The 25,676-nt window shown below is 46.8% G+C and carries 24 protein-coding genes; 23 read left to right on the top strand and 1 reads right to left on the bottom strand.

The features are described from left to right. Positions 1-211 precede the first annotated feature (211 nt). The 18 genes from rpmH (at position 212) to AMJAP_RS17615 (ending at position 16,876) form a co-directional block, all read left to right on the top strand. On the top strand, positions 212-346 hold the full coding sequence (gene rpmH, locus AMJAP_RS17700; protein ID WP_019621239.1) for a 50S ribosomal protein L34: 135 nt from the start codon (positions 212-214) through the stop codon (positions 344-346). Positions 347-371: 25 nt separating this feature from the next. Then, a complete protein-coding gene (gene rnpA, locus AMJAP_RS17695; RefSeq protein ID WP_019621240.1) occupies positions 372-761 on the top strand; it encodes a ribonuclease P protein component in 390 nt (129 codons plus the stop codon). An 18-nt stretch (positions 762-779) separates the two neighbouring features. Beyond that, positions 780-2,450 (top strand): membrane protein insertase YidC, encoded by a 1,671-nt coding sequence (gene yidC / locus AMJAP_RS17690; protein WP_019621241.1) that lies wholly within the window; start codon positions 780-782, stop codon positions 2,448-2,450. Positions 2,451-2,700: 250 nt separating this feature from the next. Further along, positions 2,701-4,068, top strand: a complete 1,368-nt coding sequence (mnmE, locus tag AMJAP_RS17685) for a tRNA uridine-5-carboxymethylaminomethyl(34) synthesis GTPase MnmE (protein ID WP_019621242.1) — start codon at positions 2,701-2,703, stop codon at positions 4,066-4,068. A gap of 33 nt (positions 4,069-4,101) precedes the next feature. Next, on the top strand, positions 4,102-4,539 hold the full coding sequence (trxC, locus tag AMJAP_RS17680; protein ID WP_019621243.1) for a thioredoxin TrxC: 438 nt from the start codon (positions 4,102-4,104) through the stop codon (positions 4,537-4,539). Between the two features lie 885 nt (positions 4,540-5,424). Then, on the top strand, positions 5,425-7,314 hold the full coding sequence (gene mnmG / locus AMJAP_RS17675; RefSeq protein ID WP_019621244.1) for a tRNA uridine-5-carboxymethylaminomethyl(34) synthesis enzyme MnmG: 1,890 nt from the start codon (positions 5,425-5,427) through the stop codon (positions 7,312-7,314). After that, positions 7,314-7,949 (top strand): 16S rRNA (guanine(527)-N(7))-methyltransferase RsmG, encoded by a 636-nt coding sequence (gene rsmG, locus AMJAP_RS17670; RefSeq protein ID WP_019621245.1) that lies wholly within the window; start codon positions 7,314-7,316, stop codon positions 7,947-7,949. The genes mnmG and rsmG overlap by 1 nt, the downstream gene beginning before the upstream one ends. Then, complete coding sequence (locus AMJAP_RS17665; RefSeq protein WP_019621246.1) at positions 7,946-8,749, top strand: ParA family protein; 804 nt, start codon at positions 7,946-7,948, stop codon at positions 8,747-8,749. The genes rsmG and AMJAP_RS17665 overlap by 4 nt, the downstream gene beginning before the upstream one ends. A 3-nt stretch (positions 8,750-8,752) precedes the next feature. Next, positions 8,753-9,634: a ParB/RepB/Spo0J family partition protein gene (locus AMJAP_RS17660; protein ID WP_019621247.1), complete on the top strand. Its 882-nt coding sequence runs from the start codon at positions 8,753-8,755 to the stop codon at positions 9,632-9,634. 203 nt (positions 9,635-9,837) lie between these two features. After that, positions 9,838-10,254 carry an ATP synthase subunit I gene (locus AMJAP_RS17655; protein WP_019621248.1) on the top strand — a complete coding sequence of 139 codons (417 nt, stop codon included), beginning with the start codon at positions 9,838-9,840 and terminating at the stop codon, positions 10,252-10,254. A 15-nt stretch (positions 10,255-10,269) separates the two neighbouring features. Further along, positions 10,270-11,112, top strand: a complete 843-nt coding sequence (gene atpB, locus AMJAP_RS17650) for a F0F1 ATP synthase subunit A (protein ID WP_019621249.1) — start codon at positions 10,270-10,272, stop codon at positions 11,110-11,112. Between the two features lie 73 nt (positions 11,113-11,185). Continuing rightward, positions 11,186-11,422 (top strand): F0F1 ATP synthase subunit C, encoded by a 237-nt coding sequence (atpE, locus tag AMJAP_RS17645; protein ID WP_019621250.1) that lies wholly within the window; start codon positions 11,186-11,188, stop codon positions 11,420-11,422. Between the two features lie 63 nt (positions 11,423-11,485). Further along, entirely contained in the window at positions 11,486-11,956 is a 471-nt protein-coding gene (locus AMJAP_RS17640) for a F0F1 ATP synthase subunit B (RefSeq protein ID WP_019621251.1), read from the top strand. A gap of 12 nt (positions 11,957-11,968) precedes the next feature. Beyond that, positions 11,969-12,505, top strand: coding sequence for a F0F1 ATP synthase subunit delta (locus AMJAP_RS17635; RefSeq protein ID WP_019621252.1), 537 nt, complete (start codon positions 11,969-11,971; stop codon positions 12,503-12,505). A gap of 15 nt (positions 12,506-12,520) precedes the next feature. Next, positions 12,521-14,065 carry a F0F1 ATP synthase subunit alpha gene (gene atpA, locus AMJAP_RS17630; RefSeq protein WP_019621253.1) on the top strand — a complete coding sequence of 515 codons (1,545 nt, stop codon included), beginning with the start codon at positions 12,521-12,523 and terminating at the stop codon, positions 14,063-14,065. A 73-nt stretch (positions 14,066-14,138) separates the two neighbouring features. Then, positions 14,139-15,002, top strand: coding sequence for a F0F1 ATP synthase subunit gamma (gene atpG / locus AMJAP_RS17625; protein WP_019621254.1), 864 nt, complete (start codon positions 14,139-14,141; stop codon positions 15,000-15,002). A 37-nt stretch (positions 15,003-15,039) separates the two neighbouring features. Continuing rightward, complete coding sequence (gene atpD, locus AMJAP_RS17620) at positions 15,040-16,416, top strand: F0F1 ATP synthase subunit beta (protein ID WP_019621255.1); 1,377 nt, start codon at positions 15,040-15,042, stop codon at positions 16,414-16,416. Between the two features lie 34 nt (positions 16,417-16,450). Further along, positions 16,451-16,876, top strand: coding sequence for a F0F1 ATP synthase subunit epsilon (locus tag AMJAP_RS17615; protein WP_019621256.1), 426 nt, complete (start codon positions 16,451-16,453; stop codon positions 16,874-16,876). Between the two features lie 236 nt (positions 16,877-17,112). On the opposite strand, the gene AMJAP_RS17610 is transcribed toward AMJAP_RS17615, so the two are convergent. Further along, complete coding sequence (locus AMJAP_RS17610) at positions 17,113-17,853, bottom strand: TrmB family transcriptional regulator (RefSeq protein ID WP_019621257.1); 741 nt, start codon at positions 17,851-17,853, stop codon at positions 17,113-17,115. A gap of 138 nt (positions 17,854-17,991) precedes the next feature. Between AMJAP_RS17610 and glmU the strand changes: the two genes are divergently transcribed. The 5 genes from glmU (at position 17,992) to AMJAP_RS17585 (ending at position 25,647) form a co-directional block, all read left to right on the top strand. Then, the gene (gene glmU / locus AMJAP_RS17605; RefSeq protein ID WP_019621258.1) at positions 17,992-19,359 is read left to right on the top strand and encodes a bifunctional UDP-N-acetylglucosamine diphosphorylase/glucosamine-1-phosphate N-acetyltransferase GlmU; all 1,368 of its coding nucleotides are present in this window, start codon (positions 17,992-17,994) and stop codon (positions 19,357-19,359) included. A 12-nt stretch (positions 19,360-19,371) separates the two neighbouring features. Beyond that, entirely contained in the window at positions 19,372-21,201 is a 1,830-nt protein-coding gene (gene glmS / locus AMJAP_RS17600; RefSeq protein ID WP_019621259.1) for a glutamine--fructose-6-phosphate transaminase (isomerizing), read from the top strand. A gap of 164 nt (positions 21,202-21,365) precedes the next feature. Then, the gene (locus AMJAP_RS17595; protein ID WP_026340058.1) at positions 21,366-22,739 is read left to right on the top strand and encodes a DUF1800 domain-containing protein; all 1,374 of its coding nucleotides are present in this window, start codon (positions 21,366-21,368) and stop codon (positions 22,737-22,739) included. A gap of 2 nt (positions 22,740-22,741) precedes the next feature. After that, a complete protein-coding gene (locus tag AMJAP_RS17590) occupies positions 22,742-23,932 on the top strand; it encodes a DUF1501 domain-containing protein (protein WP_019621261.1) in 1,191 nt (396 codons plus the stop codon). A 224-nt stretch (positions 23,933-24,156) separates the two neighbouring features. After that, entirely contained in the window at positions 24,157-25,647 is a 1,491-nt protein-coding gene (locus AMJAP_RS17585; protein WP_019621262.1) for an FMN-binding glutamate synthase family protein, read from the top strand. The last annotated feature ends 29 nt before the right edge of the window (positions 25,648-25,676 follow it).

Here is a 25,676-nt window from a genome sequence, read left to right as displayed (position 1 = left end):
TAATTTGTGCATATCTGAATAAATAAGCTTTTCAGCTCTTCATTGAATACCCTGTAAAAAGACAAGCAATAAATTAGGGCTTTTTTCAATTAGATCCCTATAAATGATTGCAAAGTGAATTACTTTTCACTAGAATTCCGCGTCTGTTTTTGGCCGTGGGATTCAGCAACCTTACTGATACCACCACAACGTATGTTAGTAGGACTGAACAATGAAAAGAACATTTCAACCAAGCAACCTGAAGCGTAAGCGTACTCACGGTTTTCGTGCACGTATGGCAACTAAAAACGGCCGTACGATCATTAATCGTCGTCGCGCTAAAGGCCGTAAGCGTCTGGCAGCATAAGCTTTTGCCCGTCCAGGCTCACTGAATGAATGAATTCAGCTATCCCCGCCAGTTAAGACTGTTAACCGGTGGGGATTTTAAACAGGTATTCAGCCGAGCTAGTATCAAGGTGTCAGATAAACATCTGTTGATCCTTGCCTGTCCAAACACGCTCGATCATCCCCGTATTGGCTTCGTCTTTTCCAAAAAAAATATCCGTTTAGCTGTTAATCGTAACCGCGTTCGGCGTATCATTCGCGAGTCTTATCGTTTAAATCAGTATTCACTTCCCAATGTCGATATCGTCATCCTTGCCAGAAAAGGGCTAGGGGACTTAGAGAATGAGGAAATACAGTCGCTTATTTCGCGCAGCTGGACACGACTGATTAAACGGGCCAAGGACAAGGCGAAACCTAAATCCTCATCACATAAATAACTGAATGGTCCAGAAACCATGGATGTACAGCGCATAATTCTGATCGGTGCACTCGCAATTATTTCATATATGCTGGTGCTAAAGTGGAACCAGGACTACGGTACTACACCGGAGCCTATTGCTCAGACTGAATCTGTTTCCGCATATCAGTCAGCCACTGAAACCCCTACTGAAGTCAACAGTGACTTGCCTCAAACAGCGAGTATGACTGATAATTCCGACGTACCGGGTGCTAAAGCAGCTATTAACAATCAACAGAAGCAATTGATCAGTATTAAAACTGATGTGCTGGAATTGTTAATCGATACTAAAGGCGGCGACATTATTGAAGTTGCTCTGCCTGAGTACAAAGCATCGCTGGGGGCAGATCTGCCATTTGTCCTTTTGGAACAGAATGGTAATCGCACCTATGTTTCTCAAAGCGGCCTGATCGGTAGAAACGGCCCGGATGCAAATCCTGATGGACGTCCAACTTACACAACCGTGGAAAACAGCTACCAACTGGAAGGTGATGAGTTGATTGTTGACCTGGTTCATACCGGCGACAACGGTGTGGTAGTGACTAAACGTTATCGTTTTGTGCCTGATAGCTATCAGGTAGAGCTGGAATATATCGTTAACAATGCTTCTTCTGAAGCCTGGCAGGGCAAGCTGTTTGGTCAGATTAAGCGAGACGGTTCTGATGATCCATCTCAGACAACCGATATGGGTATGCAATCTTTCCTTGGCGCCGTTTTCTCAACCACTGAAAACTCTTACGAAAAGATATCTTTCGATGATATGCAGGAAGCTAATTTTAAGAAAGTTAGCCCTGATGGTTGGGTAGCAATGTCTCAGCACTACTTCCTGAGTGCCTGGATTCCTTCACCGGGAGCTGAGTACAGCTACAGCAGTCGTGTTAGTTCCGGTAGCTACATTGCGGGATTTGTTTCCCCCTCTTTTGATGTGGCTGCAGGTGATACCCAGTCAGTAAGTGCTAACTTTTATGCTGGTCCTAAAGTAACGGAGTTACTCGAAGCTGCTGCACCTGATCTGGAACTGACCGTTGATTACGGTATTCTCTGGTTCATCGCTTCGCCACTGGCATGGTTGCTAAAAGCAATTCACAACATTGTTGGTAACTGGGGTGTAGCAATCATCTTCATCACCATTGTTGTTAAAGCTCTGCTATTCCAGGTGAATGCTAAAGCCTTTAAATCGATGGCCAAGATGCGTAAATTCGGCCCAGAGATGACCCGCCTGAAAGAACTTTATGGCGATGACCGTCAGAAGATGTCGCAATCAATGATGGAGCTGTATAAGAAAGAGAAGATTAACCCTCTGGGTGGTTGTCTTCCTATCGTTGCACAGATGCCTGTATTTATTGCATTGTACTGGGTGTTGCTGGAGTCAGTCGAACTGCGTCACGCTCCGTTCGCACTATGGATCACCGATCTGTCTGTCATGGATCCTTACTTCATAATGCCAATTCTGATGGGCGGCACTATGTTTATTCAGCAGATGCTGAATCCAACACCTCCAGACCCAATGCAGGCGAAGATAATGAAGATGCTACCGATCTTATTTACCTTCTTCTTCCTATGGTTCCCGGCAGGTCTGGTACTGTACTGGCTGATCAACAACGTTCTGTCTATCGCTCAGCAGTACGTTATTAACAAGCAGATTGAAGCTGAACCAAGCGGTAAGTAAGCGGAATCTCTCAGCTTGATAAAAAGGTCTCTTCGGAGGCCTTTTTTTTAAATATCAGAACGCAGCTACACTGTTTGTTAGTGGCGAGATGCAACTTCGTCGCTTGCTAGAAAAAGATAGTCTATCCACTAGCAAGGGAGCACAGCTCCCGTCTAGCGAGGCACCCAGTGCCGTTCTAGCAACTTATGCTCAAATAAATATGCTAGGATTCCGCCTTTCATAAGACTCAATAAACACTACCGAGGTTTCAATGGCTCTGGTTGATCAGGACACAATAGCCGCTCAAGCAACCCCCCCTGGACGTGGAGGGGTTGGTATTGTTCGCGTCTCAGGAAAGTTGGCAGCCACCATAGCGGAGCAGGTAATAGGGTATGTACCTAAACCGCGGTATGCCCATTATGGCCCCTTCTATGATGCCGAAAAAAACCAACTGGACCAGGGGATCGCGCTATATTTCCCCGGACCGAACTCCTTTACCGGTGAGGATGTTCTGGAACTTCAGGGTCATGGTGGCCCGATAATCATGGACTTTATCCTGCGTCGGGTCGTTGATTGCGGCGCCCGACTAGCAAATCCTGGCGAATTTTCGGAACGGGCATTTCTCAACGAAAAACTGGACCTGACCCAGGCTGAAGCCATTGCGGATCTAATCGATTCAAGCTCTGAACAAGCTGCCCGTTGCGCACTAAAATCATTGCAAGGCGCCTTTTCTGATCGTATTCATACCCTGGTAGAATCCCTGACACAGCTGCGTATCTATGTTGAGGCAGCTATCGACTTTCCGGAAGAGGAGATAGACTTTCTCGCCGATGGAAAAGTGGCTGGCGACCTTCAGCAGATCATCGATACGCTAACCGATGTTAAACAGGAAGCACGACAGGGTAGTTTGATTCGCGAAGGCATGAATGTCGTCATCGCTGGTCGACCCAATGCAGGTAAATCCAGTCTGCTCAACGCACTCGCAGGTAAAGAATCCGCCATTGTCACTGATATTGCCGGTACCACCCGGGATGTTTTACGGGAACATATCCATATTGATGGGATGCCGTTGCATATTATTGATACCGCCGGCTTACGGGATGCCCCTGACGAAGTCGAACGCATCGGCATCAGTCGCGCCTGGAATGAGATTCAAAAAGCTGACCGGGTACTTTTAATGGTGGATGGAACAACCACTGCCACCGATGATCCGGAACAAATCTGGCCTGAGTTTGTGAATCACCTTGAGGACCGAAGTAAGATTACCGTTATCCGAAATAAATGTGACCTTACATCAGAACACCCTGTCATGGGTGAACACGATGGGCATACCCTGATATCCCTGTCAGCCAAGGCAAACATCGGCGTTGATAACCTACGCCAGCACCTTAAAGACTGCATGGGCTTCGCCAGTACAACAGAGGGTGGATTTCTTGCCAGGCGTCGACACATCGATGCCCTTAATCGTGCCCAAAGCCTGTTGTTAACCGGTCAGGAACAGCTCATCTATGGTGGCGCAGGAGAACTGTTAGCGGAAGATCTGCGCCAGGCACAACAGAACCTGAGTGAAATCACCGGTGAATTCAGTTCTGATGATCTGCTGGGCCGTATATTCAGCTCATTCTGCATCGGCAAGTAAACTAGAATATCGCTTTGTAAGTAAGGACTAACTATGACTTCAAGTATCAGCTGCCCTAACTGTTCAGCAACAAATAAAGTTCCCACCGACAGACTAAGCGATGGACCTAAATGTGGTAAGTGTAAGCAGCCTCTCTTTCAGGGAGCTGCCACAGCACTAACCAGTGCAAACTATCAAAGCATGATTAGCCGTAATGATATCCCTGTTTTGATAGATTGTTGGGCTACCTGGTGTGGGCCTTGCCAACAGTTCGCCCCGGTATTTGAACAGGCAGCCGCACAGTTTGAACCTAATGTCAGACTAGCAAAACTGGATACTGAAGCGGAACAGACTATCGCTGCTCGTTTACAGATCCGTTCAATCCCCACCCTGATTCTGTTTAAACAGGGTAAAGAGGCCGCCAGAATCAGTGGTGCACTCCCGCTAGGCCAGCTAAAGCAGTGGCTGACTCAGCAAGGCGTTAAGCTTTGATCAACGCCTGGCTAAGACCTTCACCTTAACAACCTGAATAGTTAAAGTTACCCACTGACGTAATGTTTAACACCTAAAAGTTATAAACATTACCAGCGGATATCCAATAAACAGCAACTACTTAAATATCAATAAGTTATGCATCATTCATATATGAGGCATTAAAATTATGCACATTTTTTTGTGGATAAGCAGTGAATTATCAGGGAATAAACTGTGTATTTACGAGGGTTATCTTTTTAATAGTGCTAAGACTAACTTTGCCCAAATATTGATGCCGTCAGCAGGGTGAATTCAGCGGATGAAGTCTAACTTATTGATATAAATGAATAGAAGGGAATAAATTGAATAATATCTACATAGTGAAGCATAAAGAAGAGTCATGAGAGAGCTCTGAAAAGTTAAGCCAACAATTAATGCCATCATCTATTCATTTAAGCAGTATCCAATCAATATTTTATCCCCTAAACCCTGTTAACAAACTGTATAACTAGCGAGGGGTAACCCCTTAGTAAAGCTGTGTATAATTGAGGTTGTGCATAAACCGCCTGTTTATACACAGCTCTGATACAAGCTATTAAAGGGTTACTGGCAGTTATACAACAGAGTTCAATGACTCATAATAAATTGATATATAAGGCTTTTATAGGGTTACGCACTGAAAAAGGTCTGCTTAATAATAAACATAAATATAAAGAACATATTTAAGAACATACTTACTTATATATAAAAGACGTTAAACAAAATAAAGATCAACTGTGTGTACAAAGTTTAACCATTTCTATATTGCCCCCTTAGGTTTATACTTAGCGCCCTTTTTCTGAGCCCTATACCTACAGGTATAACCATTCAGGCTTTTAACAGTTAAATAACGAGGTTAATTAAGTGGAGTATCCTGACCACTTTGATGTGATCGTAATTGGTGGTGGCCATGCCGGAACTGAAGCGGCACTGGCAGCTGCACGTACCGGTGTAAAGACATTACTTCTGACCCATAACATTGAAACGTTGGGACAGATGTCTTGTAACCCCGCAATCGGTGGTATCGGTAAAAGCCATCTGGTCAAAGAGATTGATGCTCTGGGTGGAGCTATGGGTATAGCTACCGATAAAGGTGGTATCCAGTTCCGTACTCTTAACTCCCGAAAAGGACCCGCGGTTAGAGCTACCCGAGCTCAGGCTGACCGTATTCTTTATAAAGCAGCGATTCGTGAGATTCTTGAGAATCAGCCTAATCTGCAACTATTTCAGCAAGCTGCTGATGATCTGATAATGGAAGGTGAATCGGTCAAAGGGGTAGTAACCCAGTCTGGTCTGCGCTTTTTTGCCAACAATATCGTCCTGACGGTTGGCACTTTTCTGGGGGGGAAAATTCATATCGGCCTGGATAATTATTCTGGGGGCAGGGCGGGAGACCCACCGTCGATTGCACTGGCTGATCGTTTACGTGAATTACCGCTTAGAGTGGATCGATTAAAAACCGGCACTCCTCCCCGAATTGATGCACGCAGTGTTGATTTCAATCTGATGCAGGAGCAGCCAGGTGATACACCAACACCGGTTATGTCGTTTATGGGTTCTCTGGCTGATCACCCCCGCCAGATCAGTTGTTACATTACTCATACCAATGAACGGACACACGATATTCTGCGGTCTGGCTTAGATCGATCACCGATGTACACCGGCGTTATTGATGGAGTAGGGCCACGGTATTGCCCATCAGTTGAAGATAAAATTGTTCGTTTTGCTGATAAAACCAGCCATCAGGTATTTGTTGAACCTGAGGGCTTAACTACTCATGAGCTGTATCCAAACGGTATATCGACCAGTTTACCGTTTGATATTCAACTGGCGGCTGTACGCTCAATAAAAGGGTTTGAAAATGCCTTTATAACCCGTCCAGGTTATGCGATTGAATATGATTACTTCAATCCACAGGATCTGAAGCATACTCTGGAAACCAAACTGATAAATGGTCTCTACTTTGCCGGACAGATAAACGGTACTACGGGTTACGAAGAAGCGGGTGCTCAAGGGTTGCTCGCCGGCGTTAACGCAGCACTGCGCGCACAGGACAAAGAGCAGTGGTTTCCGCGCCGGGATGAAGCCTACCTGGGGGTACTGGTGGATGACCTGATTACCCTGGGAACATCAGAGCCGTATCGAATGTTTACCAGTCGTGCAGAATACCGGCTGATATTGCGAGAAGATAATGCAGATCTGCGCCTCACCGAAAAAGGTCGTGAGCTGGGTCTGGTTGATGATCAGCGCTGGCAGCGTTTTTGCGAGAAGCGAGAAGCGATTGAGCTGGAAAATCAGCGTCTCAAAGAGACCTGGATTCAGCCGGGCACAGTTGAAGCTGAAAAGCTTAATGGTCAATTACAGCAACCAATCAGCCGCGAATATAATCTTCAGGATCTGGTTAAGCGTCCCGAACTTAATTATGCCGCGGTAGCCGGTCTTAAAGGAGACCCAGTGAGTGATCCGCAAGTTGCTGATCAGGTTGAGATTCAGATTAAGTACGCCGGTTATATTGATCGTCAGAAAGATGATATTGAGAAGGTTCGTCGTCAGGAAGGGACTTTGTTACCCCTGGATTTTGATTATGGGTCGGTCGGTGGCTTGTCTAACGAACTAACCGCTAAACTGGAAGATGTCAGACCAGAGAGTATCGCTCAGGCATCCCGCATTCAGGGAATGACGCCTGCAGCGATCTCGTTGTTGCTGATTCACCTGAAGAAAAAACAGATGACTCAAAAGAAGGCTCAGGATTGATGGACCAGCAGTATCATAATTTACTTGAGCAACAGTGCCGTCAGATCGGTCTGGAGCTTACCTCCGAGCAGTATCAGCAGTTGCTTAATTATCATGCGTTGCTGATCAAGTGGAATAAAGCGTTCAATCTCACAGCGGTTCGTTCACCAGAAGAGATGATCAGCCGTCACCTGATAGATAGTTTGAGTGTGTTACCTTACATCGATGTTGAAAGGCTTATTGATGTCGGTAGCGGGCCAGGGTTACCTGGTATTCCTCTGGCAATCTGTCGACCGGATCTGCCGATTACCTTACTGGATAGTAATATAAAAAAAAGTCGTTTTCAGTTTCAGGCTAAAGCGGAGCTGGGATTAGACAATATTGATGTGATTCATGAGCGGGTAGAGAAATATACCCCTGAGGTCCTGTTTGATGGCGTCATATCAAGGGCTTTTGCATCATTACAGGATATGATTCACTGGACATCGCATCTCTGCTCTGACGAGGGTATTTTTCTTGCAATGAAAGGGATGTATCCTGTTGAAGAGATAGCGTTATTGCCAGAATCCATTAACCTGCGTCAGAGTATCCGTTTAGATGTTCCCGGAACTGATGGCGAGCGGCATCTGCTGAAGTTAGGGAGAACGAGCCTGTGACAAAAATATTAACCATCACTAACCAGAAAGGCGGGGTGGGTAAAACCACGACCTGCGTTAATCTGGCAGCTTCACTGGCGGTAACCAAGAAGCGGGTACTGATGGTTGATATGGACCCTCAGGGTAACGCGACTATGGGGAGTGGAGTCGATAAACATCACCTGAAGAACTCGGTTTATGAAGTGTTGACCGGTGATGCGACAATGGAAGAGTCGATTATCAAAAAAGCACCAGCTGGTTATGATCTGGTAGGTTCTAACGGCGACTTAACGGCTGCGGAAGTAGAGTTGTTACAGTTACCGCGACGGGAATTCCGTATGAAAATGGCTCTGGAGACGATCCAGGATCAGTATGATTTTATTCTTATCGATAATCCTCCTTCTCTGAATTTGTTAACAGTCAATGCATTAGCGGCGTCCAGCGGTGTGATTATCCCAATGCAGTGTGAATATTATGCGCTGGAAGGGATTAGTGCGTTAATTGGTACGATCAATAAAATAAATCAGCGTTTGAACCCCTCATTAAAAATTGAGGGTATTTTACGTACTATGTTTGACCCGCGTATGAGCCTGACTAAAGATGTTTCAGAGCACTTAGTGGAATACTTCGGAGATCAGGTTTATCGCACGGTTATTCCACGTAATGTACGTCTTGCAGAAGCGCCCAGTCATGGACTTCCTGCACTGATGTACGATAAGAACTCCCGCGGAGCGATCGCTTATCTGGCGTTAGCAGGAGAACTGATCCGGAAGATCGGACAGGATGATAAACAGGCAGGCAAACAGGAACAGGAAGGCTGATCGATGGCGGCTAAAAAGCGTGGTTTGGGACGGGGACTGGATGCATTATTGTCAAACAGTTCGAACTTTGCAGATGAAGCTGTAGCACAGGCTGGCACCGAAGGTAGTAATGGTTATCGGTTGATGCCCATAGACCAGATTCAGCGGGGTAAATATCAGCCACGTCGGGATCTTGAACCACAGGCACTTGAAGAGTTAGCTAATTCGATTAAAGCTCAGGGTGTCATGCAACCTATTGTTGTACGCCCTGTATCAGAAAATCTGTACGAAATTATTGCTGGTGAACGTCGTTGGCGTGCTACTCAGATGGCCGGTCTGGATGAGATTCCAGCAATTATTCGTGATGTGCCTGATGAAGCAGCGATTGCGATGGCGCTGATAGAGAATATTCAGCGTGAAAATCTTAACCCGATGGAAGAGGCGATCGCTCTGGATCGTCTCAAGCGAGAATTTGAACTAACTCAACAGGAAGTTGCAGATGCGGTAGGTAAGTCCCGGTCTTCGGTAACTAACCTGTTACGCTTAATGAACCTTACTGACGAAGTTAAAAAAATGCTTGAGTATGGCGATCTTGAGATGGGTCATGCACGTGCTTTGTTAGGAATGGAAGGTCCGGAACAGATCAGTGCGGCTAAGGATGTTGTCGGTAAAACGTTATCGGTGAGACAGACTGAAGAGATGGTACGTAAACTTCAGCAGAAAAAAACAGAGCCCGCCAAAGAGACTCATAAACCGGACCCTCTTTTGAAAGATCTCTCTGAGAGTCTGACCGGTTATCTGAATAGCAAGGTAACAATCAGTGAGAATGCCGCAGGGAAAGGTAAAATCACTATTGCGTATGAGAATCGTGAGAAATTTGAAGCGATCCTAAAAGCAATACAGTAAGCTTTCTTCTGATTTAAATCATGACTGTCTACCGTTATTAGGGTATTTACCTACTTCTTGTATCTATCTTGTTCTAATACAAAGGTGTAAATCGGTCTGAATCATATTGATGATAAGGGCGTAAGCCCCTATAATGCGCTGGCTGTTGAAAATAGAAGAAAGACTATTCAACAGCAGATTAGGGGAACTGAGGCTGTATTTATATGAGAAATGGGCACCAGAAAATTGGCGTTCATGCTCGTATCGCCTTGCAGCAGTTTAGGAAAGTCTTCCTGATTCAAGTAGTTAGTTTAATAGTGATTGCGGGAGTTTCACTTCTGCATAGCTTGAGTGCGGCCTATTCATCGCTTTGCGGTGGATTGATTTTCCTGCTGCCAAGTTATGTATTTGCCTATAGAGCACTGGTTGCAAAGCAGGCAAAAAATACTCCTGGTGCTGTGGTGACACAGTTGTATACGAGTGAAATATGGAAAATGGGCTTATCCATCGCACTCTTTTCTGCGGTGTTTATTCTGGTTCAACCTTTGAATCCATTTTCCCTATTTGGCACTTATATATGGCTGCAACTGGTCGGATTTTTCGCTCAGTTGAAGCTGAATAACAGATTCTTAAAACTTTGAATGAGAGAGATAGTAATGGCTAGCGAAATGACTTCCTCAGCCTATATATCCCACCACCTGACGAACTGGACGTTTGGTGCGCATCCTGAAAATGGTCTGGGCTTTGCCCATACCGCTCAGGAAGCTGCAGAAATGGGATTCTGGGCAATTCACGTAGACACAATGTTGTGGTCTGTCGGTCTGGGTATGTTTTTTATCTGGATGTTCCGCAAGGTTGCTAAAGCAGCAACTTCCGATGTTCCCGGCAGTACACAGAACTTTGTAGAAACAATTATAGAGTTCGTAGAAGATAACGTTAGCAGTATTTTCCACTACAAAAATGCACTTATTGCCCCTCTGGCACTGACTATTTTTGTCTGGATCTTCCTGATGAACACCATGGACCTGGTGCCAGTTGACTGGTTACCGTTCCTGGCTCAGAAAATTGGTGAAGCTTTTGGTGCTGATCCACATCACGTATATATGAAGGTCGTACCTACTACAGATATCAATGCGACTCTGGGTATGGCATTTGCTGTATTTGCTCTGATTCTTTATTACAGCATTAAAATGAAAGGTGTAGGTGGTTTCCTTGCAGAGCTGGCATTTCAGCCACTGGGCAAATGGTTGCTACCTTTCAACCTGTTCCTGGAGATCGTAGGTCTGCTGGCTAAGCCAGTATCTCTGGCACTGCGACTGTTCGGTAACATGTACGCAGGTGAGATGATCTTTATCCTGATCGCTCTGCTGCCTTTCTGGGCTCAATGGCTGCTGTCTGTGCCATGGGCGATCTTCCACATTCTGGTAATTACGCTACAGGCGTTCATCTTCATGGTCCTGACTATTGTCTACCTGGCCATGGCGCATGAAGACCACTAAGTCGCTGTAATAACTGAATAATAAAACGAATTCAATTTAACTTTAACTTTAGCTTAAAATCGGAGATAAACTGATGGAAATGGCAAGTGCTATTGTATACATCGCTGGTGCGCTGATGATGGGACTGGGTGCTGTAGGCGCTGCAGTAGGTATCGGTATTCTGGGTGGTAAATTCCTGGAAGGAGCTGCTCGTCAGCCTGAACTGATTCCTCTGCTTCGTACTCAATTCTTCATCGTAATGGGTCTGGTTGATGCCGTACCTATGATCGGTGTAGGTCTGGGTCTGTACGTACTGTTCGCTGTTGCATAAGTAGAGCTACATACGTCCCTTTATGGGTAACTACTTTTTAAGACAACCGCGAGAGGTAATGGCGTGAATATTAATCTAACCATCATTGGTCAGATCATCGCATTTGCCTTCTTCGTTGTATTTTGTATGAAATACGTTTGGCCACCAATTACTGGTGCGCTAGCAGAACGTAAGAAGAAAATTGCAGAAGGTCTGGACGCTGCTGACCGCGCTCAGCGTGATTTAGAACTGGCTCAAGAAAAAGCCATGTCTGATATGCGTAAGAGTAAAGAAGAAGCAGCCGCCGTCATTGAACAGGCTAATAAGCGAGCTAATCAGATCGTTGACGAAGCTAAAGAGAAAGCACGTGAAGAGGCAGCACGCCTTGTCACTGCAGCTCAAGCTGAAATCGATCAGGAAGCTAACCGTGCGAAAGAAGCTCTGCGCGCTCAAGTTGCTACTCTTGTAGTAGCCGGTGCAGAGAAAATTCTGGAAGCGTCTGTTGATGCTGACGCACATGCACAGCTTGTTGAAAAACTAGCTGCTGAGCTTTAAGCGAGGTTTACGATGGCTGAACTTAATACAGTCGCTCGGCCTTATACCAAAGCCGCTTTCGAGCACGCTGCGGACAAGGGTAGCCTGGACCAGTGGTCTGAAATGCTGACAACGACTTCTGTCGTTGCTCAACATGAGACGATGAAATTGGTACTGGGTAACCCTGGACTGACCAGCGAGCAGAAAGCTGAAGCAATGATTACTGTCTGTGAAGAACAGATGGACCAGCCAACAAAGAATTTTATTTCTTTATTGGCAGACAATCAGCGCCTGGCTTTGTTACCAGAGATCTCTGCGCAGTTTGAACAGTTGAAAGCGAACCAACAGCATTCTGTTGAAGTGAGCCTGACGACTGCCTTTGATCTGGGCGAGCAGCAGCAACAAAAATTAACTCAGGCACTGAGCTCTAAGCTGGGTCGCGAAGTGAGTCTAACTGCCGAAGTGGACAAGTCCATCATCGGTGGTGTGATCGTAAGAACCGACGATATGGTTATCGACGGCTCAATTCGTGCTCGACTGGCTAAGCTAGCCGAAGCAATGAACTCCTGAGTGTGAGGATTAAACATGCAGCAACTGAATCCATCTGAGATCAGCGAGATTCTGAAGAGCCGCATCGAGAAACTTGATGTCTCTTCTGAAGCCCGTAATGAAGGTACTATCGTCAGCGTTTCTGACGGTATTATCCTGATTCACGGCCTGGCTGACGTAATGTACGGGGAAATGATTGAATTCCCTGGCGGTATCTACGGTATGGCGCTCAACCTTGAGCGTGACTCTGTAGGTGCTGTAGTACTGGGTGACTATCAGGGATTGGTAGAAGGTATGACCGCGCGTTGTACTGGCCGAATTCTTGAAGTACCTGTTGGTCCGGAACTGCAGGGTCGTGTAGTAGACGCCCTGGGTAACCCGATCGACGGTAAAGGCCCTATTGAAACAAACCTGACTGACGCAGTCGAAAAAGTTGCACCTGGTGTAATCGAGCGTCAATCAGTTGATCAGCCAGTTCAAACTGGTCTGAAATCCATTGATGCCATGGTGCCAATCGGCCGTGGTCAGCGTGAGCTGATCATCGGTGACCGTCAGATTGGTAAATCTGCGATTGCGATTGACGCTATCATCAACCAGAAAGGTACCGGCGTTAAATGTATCTACGTAGCAATCGGACAGAAGCAGTCCACTATTGCAAACGTTGTACGTAAGCTGGAAGAGCACGGCGCGATGGATCACACCATCGTAGTAGCAGCCGGTGCATCAGATCCTGCAGCGATGCAGTTCCTGGCTCCTTATGCTGGTTGTACTATGGGTGAATACTACCGTGACCGCGGTGAAGACGCTCTGATCGTATACGATGACCTGACTAAACAAGCTTGGGCTTACCGTCAGATCTCCCTGTTGCTGCGCCGCCCACCAGGCCGTGAAGCATACCCAGGTGACGTATTCTATCTTCACTCGCGTCTGCTGGAACGTGCTGCGCGTGTTAACCCTGTCTATGTTGAGAAATTCACTGACGGTGAAGTTAAGGGCCAGACTGGTTCCCTAACAGCACTGCCAGTAATCGAGACACAGGGTGGTGACGTATCTGCATTCGTACCAACCAACGTTATCTCCATCACTGATGGTCAGATCTTCCTGGAAGCGGACCTGTTTAACTCAGGTATTCGTCCAGCGATCAACGCTGGTTTGTCTGTATCCCGAGTAGGTGGTGCAGCTCAGACCAAGATCATCAAGAAGTTGGGTGGTGGTGTACGTCTGGCACTGGCTCAGTACCGTGAATTGGCGGCATTCGCTCAGTTCGCATCTGACCTTGATGATGCGACCCGTGCTCAGCTTGAGCATGGTCAGCGTGTAACCGAGCTGATGAAGCAGAAGCAGTACTCCCCAATGTCAGTTGCTGACATGGGTCTGAGTCTGTTCGCTGCGAACGAAGGCTTCCTGAACGATATCGACCTGAACAAGATCCTTGATTTTGAAGCAGCCCTGATCTCTTATTTCAACAGCGAGTACGCTGATGTAATGGGTAAGATTAATGAAGGCGGCGACTACAATGATGAGATCTCGTCTCAATTCAAGGCTGGTATCGAGAAGTTCAAATCTACCCAAACTTGGTAATAACTCGTCAGAGTGGGGGTCTGCATTCTAGTGATGCAGGCCTGAACTAAGTAAAGGTTTAATAGGTGGAACTATGGCAGCCGGAAAAGAGATAAAGACGCAGATAGCCAGTATTCAGGGCACACGTAAGATTACCAGCGCTATGGAAATGGTAGCTGCATCTAAAATGCGTAAAGCTCAGGATCGTATGCAGGAAAGCCGTCCTTATGCCCGGAGTATCCGAGGCGTAATTCAGCACCTGGCGAAATCCAATCCTGAATATAAGCATCTGTATCTGCAGCAGCGCGAAGTAAAGCGTGTCGGTTTCATTGTTGTAGCAACTGACCGTGGTCTCTGCGGTGGCTTGAACATTAACGCGTTCAAGGCAGCTATTGCCAAGATGAACGAATTTAACAACCAGAATATCGAAATCGATATCTGTGCGTTGGGTTCTAAGTCTGTAAGCTTCTTTAAAACATTTGGCGGTAACGTAATCGCAGCTAAATCTGGTCTGGGCGATAAGCCTGAAGCAGCTGAGCTGGTAGGTACCGTTAAAGTGATGCTGGATGCTTACGATGAAGGCAAGCTGGATCAAATATTTGTGGTGTCTAACGAATTCGTTAATACCATGACTCAGGATCCACAGGTAGAGCAGATTCTTCCGCTGAAAGCAGAAGACGATGATGACCGTCTTAACCATCACTGGGATTACATCTACGAGCCAGATGCAAAAGAGCTGTTGAACGGCTTACTGGTTCGTTACATTGAGTCCCTGGTCTACCAGGCCGTGGTTGAGAACAATGCCTGTGAACAGGCAGCACGAATGCTGGCGATGAAGAACGCAACTGACAACGCTGGCGACCTGATCGATGAACTGCAGATGGTCTATAACAAGGCCCGTCAGGCAGCGATCACTCAGGAAATTTCTGAGATCGTAAGTGGTGCTGCTGCTGTATAAGGCAGTTAACAGGTTTAAATGTTAAGAGGATCCGAACATGAGTAGCGGACGTATTGTTCAGATCATCGGCGCAGTAGTCGACGTGGAATTCCCACGTGACAATGTACCGAAGATCTATGATGCACTGACGGTAGATAAAGCCGGTCTAACACTTGAAGTTCAGCAGCAGCTGGGCGACGGTGTTGTACGTGCAATCGCTATGGGTCAGACCGAAGGCGTAAGCCGTGGTCTGGACGTAGTAAACACTGGTGCGCCAGTTTCTGTACCTGTAGGTACAGCAACACTGGGTCGTATCATGGATGTATTGGGTAACCCAATTGATGAGTGTGGTGAGATCGGCGAAGAAGAGCGTATGCCTATTCACCGTGCAGCACCTTCTTATGCTGACCAGGCGGCTTCTAACGAGCTGCTGGAAACCGGCATCAAGGTAATCGATCTGGTATGCCCATTCGCGAAGGGTGGTAAAGTTGGTCTGTTTGGTGGTGCCGGTGTAGGTAAAACCGTAAACATGATGGAACTGATCCGTAACATCGCGATCGAGCACTCTGGCTTCTCCGTATTTGCGGGTGTAGGTGAGCGTACTCGTGAAGGTAACGATTTCTACTACGAGATGAAAGAATCCAACGTATTGGATAAAGTATCTCTGGTATACGGTCAGATGAATGAGCCTCCAGGTAACCGTTTGCGTGTAGCGCTGACCGGTCTGACAATGGCTGAGAAATTCCGTGACGAAGGTCGTGACGTACTGTTGTTTGTTGACAACATCTACCGTTACACACTGGCAGGAACAGAAGTATCTGCACTGCTGGGTCGTATGCCTTCTGCGGTAGGTTACCAGCCTACACTGGCGGAAGAGATGGGCGTTCTTCAGGAGCGTATCACCTCGACTAAGACAGGTTCTATCACGTCGATCCAAGCGGTATACGTACCAGCGGATGACTTGACTGACCCATCTCCTGCGACAACCTTCTCGCACCTTGATGCTACAGTTGTACTGTCTCGTCAAATTGCTGAGCTGGGTATCTACCCTGCGGTAGATCCTCTGGATTCGACTTCACGTCAGCTGGATCCACTGGTAATTGGTCAGGAGCATTATGATACTGCCCGTCAGGTGCAGGGTGTACTGCAGCGCTATAAAGAGCTGAAAGACATCATTGCAATCCTGGGTATGGACGAGCTGTCTGAAGAAGACAAGCAGGTAGTAACCCGCGCTCGTAAGATCCAGCGATTCCTGTCTCAGCCATTCTTCGTAGCTGAAGTATTCACCGGTTCTCCAGGTAAGTACGTATCTCTGAAAGACACCATCAGCGCATTCAAGGGCATCCTTGCAGGCGACTATGATGAGCTTCCTGAGCAAGCGTTCTACATGGTTGGCGGTATCGACGAAGTGGTTGAAAAAGCTAAGAGCATGTAATTGCGCTTAGTTAACCTTTTAAAAGGATAACAACATGGCTATGACTGTTCATTGTGACATCGTAAGTGCTGAAGAAGAGATCTTCTCTGGTCTTATTGAGTTCGTTTCAGTGACAGGTAGCCTGGGTGACCTGGGTATTTACCCAGGCCACGCTCCGCTTCTGTCGGAACTGAAACCAGGTCCTGTAGAGCTAAAGAAACAGGGTGGTGAGCAGGAGATCTTCTACGTTTCTGGCGGTTTCATTGAAGTTCAGCCACACAGAGTCTCTGTCCTAGCGGACGTTGCACTTCGTGCGGGTGATATCAACGAAGCAGCTGCAGAAGAAGCTAAGAAGCATGCTGAACATACGATGGCTGATCAAAGTAGCGAACTGGATTATTCCCGTGCGACTGCTCAGCTAGCGGAAGCAGCAGCTCAACTGCGTACTATTCAGCAGATTCGTAAGAAGATGGGTAAATAACCCAACCTTACTTAACTGCTACTCGAATAAAAAGCGACCGATAAGGTCGCTTTTTTTTATTCAAAAAAAGTAATCAGTTGCTAGATGTGACTACGTCACCTGTTAGTAGCTAGATGCAACTTCGTTGCTGGCTAGTAAAAGCTTAATGGACAGGGTCAAAGTTGTTTAGCCATTAGCCATTAGCCATTAGCCATTAGCCATTAGCCATTAGCCATTAGCCATTAGCCATTAGCTATTTATAACAGTCCCCACAAGGTATCAAAAATAATCTTTTGTGCGGCAGCAACCTCCTTAGATTCGATTACCACAGCAGTTGGATAGTTGGCTGAGGCGAGCGAGATAATGGCACACTTTGGCGGGTATACCGCAATGTAGGCAGCATCAACCTTACCTTCGGTTTTTATCCACTTACGTTCACTCAGTTCAGCATCTTCACCCCCGTCACCAATAGCGATAACTTTTACTTCGATACCTTTTTGAATTCGCTGGGCCGTAAAGTTGGGAAAGGGGCGATAGAGATGTTTACGGATCGGCTTTGAAGAGAAGATGGAGTAACTTCGGGGGTTCTGTTTAGAGACCGTATTGAGAATGTCCCGCAGTACCAGTTCAATACCACTGTCGCCTTCGTAGTAGCTCACATTAGCCGTATTAAAGTCCGGCATCAGGTGGTGCAATTCGGGCACTACTTTGGTTTTTAACTGATCTATCGCTGAGTTGAGGGAATGGCGACGCTCTTCTGCCAGTTGTAACAGTACCTCTGGCTCCCGGGAAGTAAACAAACGACGTTTACCTTTAGGCAGATAAGTGACAATTCCCTTTCTTTGCATCTCTTTCAGATCATCGTAGGTTGTACCCCGGTTAATACCCGCCTTTTCGGCGATAGTTCTTATTGCACTGGGCCCCAGAGAGAGGAGTGCACGGTAGATTGTGATTTCACGTTTGGTAAGTCCGAGTAGTTCAAACAGTTCTTCATTCATATTTGTCAATTTTTCTCTGACGTTTAATATTGCATCTGTAAGCAGTTATATTAAAGTTCTGTTAAATTGTTACTTATGTCAATAACAGCAGACCACTGGAAGTGGTTAATGCTGTCATAAACCAAGGATGCATCTGTTTTGAATAAGCTTGATATTGTTGTCCTGGCTGCGGGTCAGGGTAGTCGGATGAAATCTTCTCTGCCTAAAGTACTGCATACGGTTGGCGGTAAGCCGATGCTGCAACATGTTATCGATAATGCATCTATTTTACCGGACTCCCGGCTTCATATTGTCATTGGCCACGGGGCTGAAAAAGTTCAGTCGCTGCTGTCTGAACAGACTGTCGAGTTTGCATTGCAAACGGAGCAACTGGGAACCGGTCATGCGGTCGCTCAGGCGGTGCCTGGGGTCTCCGATAATGGTGTGGTACTGGTGTTGTACGGAGATGTTCCTTTAACGCGATCAGAAACGATGTCAGAGCTCGTGAAGATCGCAGAAAGGGGGCAGTTTGGCTTGTTGACAGTTAACCTGGCGGACCCCACCGGTTATGGCCGGATCGTCCGTAGTGATACCGGCGATGTGGTGGCTATCGTTGAGCATAAGGATGCCAGCGAAGCAGAGTTGAAAATTACAGAAGTTAACACCGGGATTCTGGCGCTGCCTTCTGCGTTATTAAAAGAGTGGATTCCGCAGTTATCCGCTAATAATGCCCAGGGTGAATACTATCTGACCGATATTATTGCCATGGCTGCTGAACAGGGTGTACGGATTCAGGCTATTCACCCGGCTACGGAGCAGGAAGTGCAGGGTGTTAATAACCGTATGCAGCAGGCAGAGCTGGAGCGGTGGTATCAACTTGGTGAGGCTGAGGCATTGATGCTGGAAGGCGTAAGTCTGGCCGACCCTGCTCGAGTTGATATTCGTGGAGAGGTGAATGTTGGGCATGATGTGTCGATCGATATCAACGTGATTCTGGAAGGCAAGGTGAGTATTGGCGATAACGTCACAATCGAGGCGAACTGCATTATTAAAGACTCGGTTATCGGTTCCGGTACCTGTATCAAAGCAAACTCGATGCTTGACCAGGCGGTCGTTGCTGAAAATTGCGACATAGGCCCTTTTGCCCGTCTTCGCCCAGGTAGTGTATTAGCGAAGAACGCAAAAGTGGGCAATTTTGTAGAAACCAAGAAAGCGAATATTGGCGAGGGAAGTAAGGTTAATCATCTAAGCTATATTGGTGATGCAGAGGTAGGTGTCGGCGTTAACGTAGGTGCAGGCACTATTACCTGTAATTACGATGGGGTGAATAAATCTATGACTGAGATTGGTGATGGTGCTTTCATTGGCTCAAACTCCTCTCTGGTTGCACCAGTTCGTGTTGGCGCAGGTGCAACGGTAGGTGCAGGCTCTACCATTACCAAAACGATTGAAGCTGATCAGCTGGCAGTGACCCGTGCGAAGCAGCTTAATCTCAATAACTGGCAGCGTCCGGTTAAAAAGTCATAAGGAAACGGAATTATGTGTGGAATAGTTGGGGCTATCGCTGGCCGGAATATTTCAGCGATTCTGTTAGAAGGACTTAAGCGTCTGGAGTACCGGGGCTATGATTCTGCAGGTATGGCTGTTTATAGCGCTGAGACGGAATTGTTAGACCATGTTAAGCGAGTAGGTAAGGTGGCTGAACTGGAAGCGGGTCTTGAAGAACATCCGTTGCCGGGTCATCTGGGAATAGCGCATACCCGCTGGGCAACCCACGGTAAACCGGAAGCGCGTAATGCTCATCCTCATCTCTCTTCTGACCGTATTGCTATCGTGCATAACGGTATTATTGAGAACTATGTTGCGTTGAAAGAAGAGCTTATTGCTGAAGGTTATACGTTTATTTCTGATACGGATACCGAGGTGGTTACTCATCTGATTTATCGTGCGGTAGCTAAAGGCAGCTCACTCGAACAGGCGTTGAGGGAGACTGTTGAGCGATTAGAAGGTGCTTATGCGTTGGCGGTCATTGACCAGCAGCAGCCAGATCGGATGTTAGCTACGCGTATGGGTAGTCCCCTGGTGATCGGTGTGGGTATTGAAGAAAACTTTATCGCTTCAGATCCGTTGGCATTGTTACAGGTAACCGATCGCTTTATCTATCTTGAAGAGGGAGATCTGGCACTGATCAGTCAGGGGCAGATCGCTATTGAGGATGGGTCTGGAAACCTGGCTGTCAGAGAGATCAAGCAGTTCGAACATGGGCATGGTACGGCAGATAAGGGCGAATACCGTCACTACATGCTGAAAGAGATCTATGAGCAGCCAGCAGTTATTACTAATGTACTGGAAGGCCGAATTCATCAGGGACAGGTGTTAGAGCAGATATTTGGTTCGAATGCGTCGGAGCTCTTTGATCAGGTTAAAATGGTTCAGATAGTTGCTTGTGGCACTAGTTACAATGCGGGTGTCGTTGCCCGCTACTGGATCGAAAAGCTGGCGGGTATTCCCTGCATGGTTGAAGTGGCCAGTGAGTTTCGTTACCGGGCGACAGTATGCATGCCGGGCACCCTGTTTATTACCATTTCTCAGTCGGGTGAAACGGCAGACACCTTGTCCGCTCTTCGAGAGGCAAAAGAGCAGGATTATCTGGGCTTTCTGTCCATCTGTAATGTACCGGGCAGTTCATTGGTACGTGAATCCGATCTGTCTCTGATGACCAATGCAGGTCCGGAGATTGGGGTTGCCTCGACTAAAGCATTCACCAGTCAGTTAGTTGCGCTGATGTTAACGGCGCTGATTTTAGCGCGCCGTAACGGTTACGCGGAAGAAGAGCAAATGGTGGCTAATCTTCAACAATTATCAGCTCTGTGTGAACAGGTGCTGGCTCTGGATCCGGCCATTCAGAAAATGGCGGAGCACTTTGTTGATAAGCATCACACCCTGTTTCTGGGGCGGGGTACTATCTATCCGGTCGCGGTAGAAGGGGCTCTGAAGCTTAAAGAGATCTCTTACATTCATGCTGAAGCTTATCCTGCAGGGGAGTTGAAACACGGCCCTCTGGCGTTAGTGGATGAGGATATGCCGATAGTTGCTGTTGCTCCGAATAATTCTCTACTTGAAAAATTACTGGCTAATCTGGAAGAGGTGCGGGCGCGTGGTGGTAAATTATTCCTGTTTGCCGATTCTAAAGCACAGGTAAAACCGGGCGATGACCTGGAACTGATCACTTTACCCGATGTCCCAACAGTAATGGCACCAATTATATATTCAATCCCCCTACAGCTGCTGGCTTACTATGTTGCTGTTCTGAAAGGTACGGATGTAGATCAGCCGCGAAATTTAGCGAAGTCGGTGACGGTTGAGTAAGCAGTAGAAGCTGATCAGCTGGCTTTTTATTAAAGCTTCTTAGTACGATTAAAGAATCAACATTTCGTTGATTTTTTTGTTTTTGCTTTAGTATATTTTTTATGGAGCGCGGATGTTAAGTATCGATATTTAATTACTTGAAAAGCAACTTATGGGAGAGCAGCGTGATTTCGTTTTCACAGAATAGGGCTCTAAATCGATTCGGTTTGGGTCTTAGTCCATCAGATGTTAAAGCCTCTTCTGCAGATCCAAAGGGCTGGTTGCTGCAACAGTTGCAAGTTCAGCAAGATCCAGGGCCGAAGGTTGCTGATGCCGCTAGCAGTTTGGTTGCTTTTCATGAGTGGAAGTCGACGAGAAAGCTTCTGAGCGGCAGTGAGGATAGCGATAAAAAGAATGGTGAGCTTAAAGCTCTGCAAAAGAGCTTTGCTGACAGAGAGTTAAGCAACTTCAATAAACGCTTTGAATATGCTGCGCAAAGCCGAACCCCCTTTAGAGAACGATTAGTTCAGTTTTACAGCAACCATTTTTCTGTTTCACGTAAAGGAAAAAGAATCATATCCTTGGCTTGTGTTGCGTATGAAAATGAAGCGATCCGCTCGAACCTGAATAACTCTTTTTCAGATATGCTGCTGGCAGCTGTTTCCCATCCAGTGATGTTGATTTATCTGGACAATGATCGTTCTATTGGCCCGGACTCTGTTGCGGGACGAAAGTCTAAACGGGGCCTCAATGAAAACCTGGCCCGGGAGATACTTGAGCTGCATACACTGGGTGTTTCAGGGGGATATAAGCAAAAGGATGTGCTGGCGCTGGCAAATATGATTACTGGTTGGGGCGGCGGCGGATTTAAAAGTAAGAACCCCAGAGTAAAGCCAGGAGAATTCTACTTTTCTAAACACCGGCATCAGCCCGGTACACAGGTGTTATTGGGGAAGCAGTATAATTTCGAAGGCTTGGAACAGGGAAGAAGAGCGTTGACCGATCTGGCTTTGGATTTTTCTACTGCTCGTTTTATAGCGACCAAACTGGCAAAGCACTTTATAGCAGACAATCCGCCAGCTGAGGTTATAAGTATCCTCGAACGAAGCTTTCTTATTAGTAAGGGGCATTTGCCAACTTTACATCGTACTCTCGTTAACCTGGAGGCTGCCTGGGATCCTGCGCTAAAAAAATTCAGAACGCCTTATGATTATGTTTTATCAGCGGTGAGAACAATTGATCTATCAATGGGAGGCAGGATTAAAAAGTTTGTCAGAACCGGGTTAGTGACAATGAATCAACCGCCTTTCTTAGCAAACTCTCCTGCTGGATGGTCAGATGAGGCTCGCTACTGGAGCTCGTCCAGTGCTTTAAAAAAACGAGTTGAATGGGGTCTAGCCGCCGGCTCAGCTATTGGAGCCTCTCCCAGAATGATTGAGTGGCTTATCACAGTGTTACCTGCAGAAGCTGATAACCTTAAGCTGGCTATGAGCCGGGCAGCAAGCCCTGCACAGGCGGCTAGCCTGATGCTAGCTTCACCTTATTTTCAGTGGAGATGATAATGCTATCTGGAATTGGTCGCCGTCAGTTTATTCAAGCTTGCAGTTTATTGACACTGGGTTTTACCACGCCAATATCATTTGCCAATAGTATTAAAGATCCGCGTTTAGTGGTGATTATCTTAAGGGGGGGGATGGATGGTCTGGCTGCTGTGCCTGCTTATGGTGATCCTTTTTATCGTTCCTCACGAGGTAAGCTTGCGCTGAATACTCCGAGAATGGCGGAAGGAGCAATTGATCTTGATGGCTTCTTTGGCTTAAACCCCAACTTTAAAAGCCTTGCCAAGCTGTATAGACGTCAGGAAGCGCTAGTGTTTCAGGCTATTGCGCCCCCCTATGCTCAACGTTCACATTTTTATGCTCAAGATGTACTGGAAACTGGTTTGACTGCTCCATTGGGGCATTCAAGCGGTTGGTTATATCGGGCTTTGACTGGGTTAACAGCAGGTCGTAGCCCTGAACAATATGCATACTCATTGGGTGCAGGAATACCGCGTATTGTTCAAGGGCAAGTGCCGGTGGGAGCCTGGGCTCCGGATCGATTACCCGACCCAGATGAAGATACACTGGAACGATTAATGGCGCTGTATGAACAGGATTCCTATTTAGGGCCAAAGCTTCAGGCTGGTTTTAATGCAGATCAGATGATCAACTCTATGGGGGGGAAGCTCAAGGGAAGAAATAATTTATCGACAGTTGCTAAAGCTGCAGCCAGATTTATCACTCGGATTGATGGTCCTAGAATAGCCGTAATGGATAGCAGTGGCTGGGATACCCATGCATGGCAAGGCACAACAAAAGGCCGGTTAGCTAACAGGTTTCGTGAGCTTGACACTGTTTTAGAAAACTTAATGCATGATATGGGTTCAGTCTGGCAGCAGACGGCTGTTTTGGTTGTCACTGAGTTTGGACGGACGGTGGCGGTTAATGGTACATCCGGTACGGACCACGGCGTCGGTAGCGCTGCGTTTCTGCTGGGCGGTGCAGTCAGAGGGGGGCGGGTAGAGAGTGACTGGCCGGGCCTGGCTAAGAATCAGTTGTTTGAAGGACGTGATATACAGCCGACACTTGATATGCGTGCTTTGTTTGCCGGTGTTTTACATCAACATATGGGCTTAGATAGAAACTTTGTTGAAGATGTTGTTTTTCCGGGTTTCCGGGATCAGGTCAGAGGACTGTTTCGCACAGGGTGAAAATCCTGATTAATTTAATAATAGTGTTAGCTTACCTGAATTATTTATATCTAAAGTACTTTCTTTTTTCGGAATAGTGTCAACAACTTGTCTATAGATTTGTCCTCAGGAATAAAATTTTGTCTTAGCCTTATGTTCCCGTAGGCATTGCCGATGCAACAGGTTAGGATTGGGATATCTGTTTCTTTATATGCGCTAATAAACAATAACAAGGAGTGCAGAATATGATCGATCCCGTCAGTAGCTTTGCGATTAACTTCGTAGCAATTCTGGGCGGCATTTTGCTGTTGATCGTCATTGGTGGGCTGGTAACCGGGTTGATTATTTATCAGATAGATAAGAATCAAACCACTCAGACTATTCGACGAAATTATCCATTATTTGGCCGCTTCCGTTACGTGTTTGAGCATCTGGGAGAGTTTTTCCGTCAATATTTCTTTGCTATGGACAGAGAAGAGATGCCTTTTAACCGGGCGCAGCGTAGCTGGTGCTATCGGGCAGCAAAAGATATTGATAATACGATTGCATTTGGCTCATCCAGGGACCTGCGTATTCCCGGCACTTACTTTTTTCTTAATTGCCCGTTTCCTACGATGAAAGAAGATGCGGTGAAGAATCAGCCGCTGCGCATTGGACCTCATTGTCGACACCCTTTTGATGCAAAGTCATTCTTTAATATTTCCGGTATGAGCTATGGGGCTTTGTCCAAACCTGCCGTTCAGGCGCTCTCTAGGGGAGCTAATGAGGCGGGTTGCTGGATGAATACCGGTGAGGGGGGGTTATCGCCTTTTCATCTGGAGGGTGGTTGTGACATCGTCTGTCAGATAGGTACCGCTAAGTATGGTGTGCGTGATGAGCACGGTATGCTCAGTGATGAGAAGCTGAGAGAAAAAGCCGCGTATGAAAATGTCAGAATGTTTGAGATCAAACTTAGCCAGGGCGCGAAGCCGGGTAAAGGTGGCATGTTACCGGCTGAGAAGGTCAGCGCTGAAATAGCGGCAATTCGAGGTATTCCGGAAGGGCATGCGTCTATAAGTCCGAATCGGCACCCGGATATCGCTTCAATCGACGATCTGTTGGATTCGGTCAGTCATATTCGTCAGGTTACGGGGAAGCCGGTAGGCTTCAAACTGGTGCTGGGTTCAACTGACTGGCTGGACGAGTTCTGTGAGCAGATTGTCTCCAGGGGTATAGAAGAAGCACCAGACTTTATTACGCTTGATAGTAGTGACGGGGGGACCGGAGCAGCACCGATGCCATTGATGGATAGTGTCGGGTTACCACTCAGGGAGAGCCTGCCAGCCTTGGTGAATAAGTTGATAATGCATGGCCTGCGGGATCGGATTCGAGTGGTCGCCTCAGGTAAGTGTATAAACCCTACAGATGTCGCTGCAGCGCTGTGTATGGGTGCTGATTTTTGTGTCAGTGCCAGAGGCTTCATGTTTGCATTAGGCTGTATTCAGGCGTTGCAGTGTAATAAGAATACCTGCCCAACCGGTATTACAACCCATGATGAAGACCTGCAACGAGGCCTGGTACCGGAAAATAAATCTGTCAGGGTGACAAGCTATCATCAGCATCTGGTGAATGAGGTGGAGATGATTGCTCACTCATGTGGTGTATCAGAACCGCGCAAGCTGAAGCGTAAGCATGCTTCGATAGTAATCGATAGTGGTCGCTCAGTACCGTTGGATATTCTTTATCCGGAGATGTAACAGAAAAAATTAAAAAAGCCTGCTTATGC

The sequence above is a fragment of the Amphritea japonica ATCC BAA-1530 genome (assembly GCF_016592435.1).
GTDB classification, from domain to species: Bacteria; Pseudomonadota; Gammaproteobacteria; order Pseudomonadales; family Balneatricaceae; genus Amphritea; species Amphritea japonica.
The sequence above is the reverse complement of the archived record's forward strand: the minus strand, read 5'-3'. Positions and strand labels throughout refer to the sequence as shown.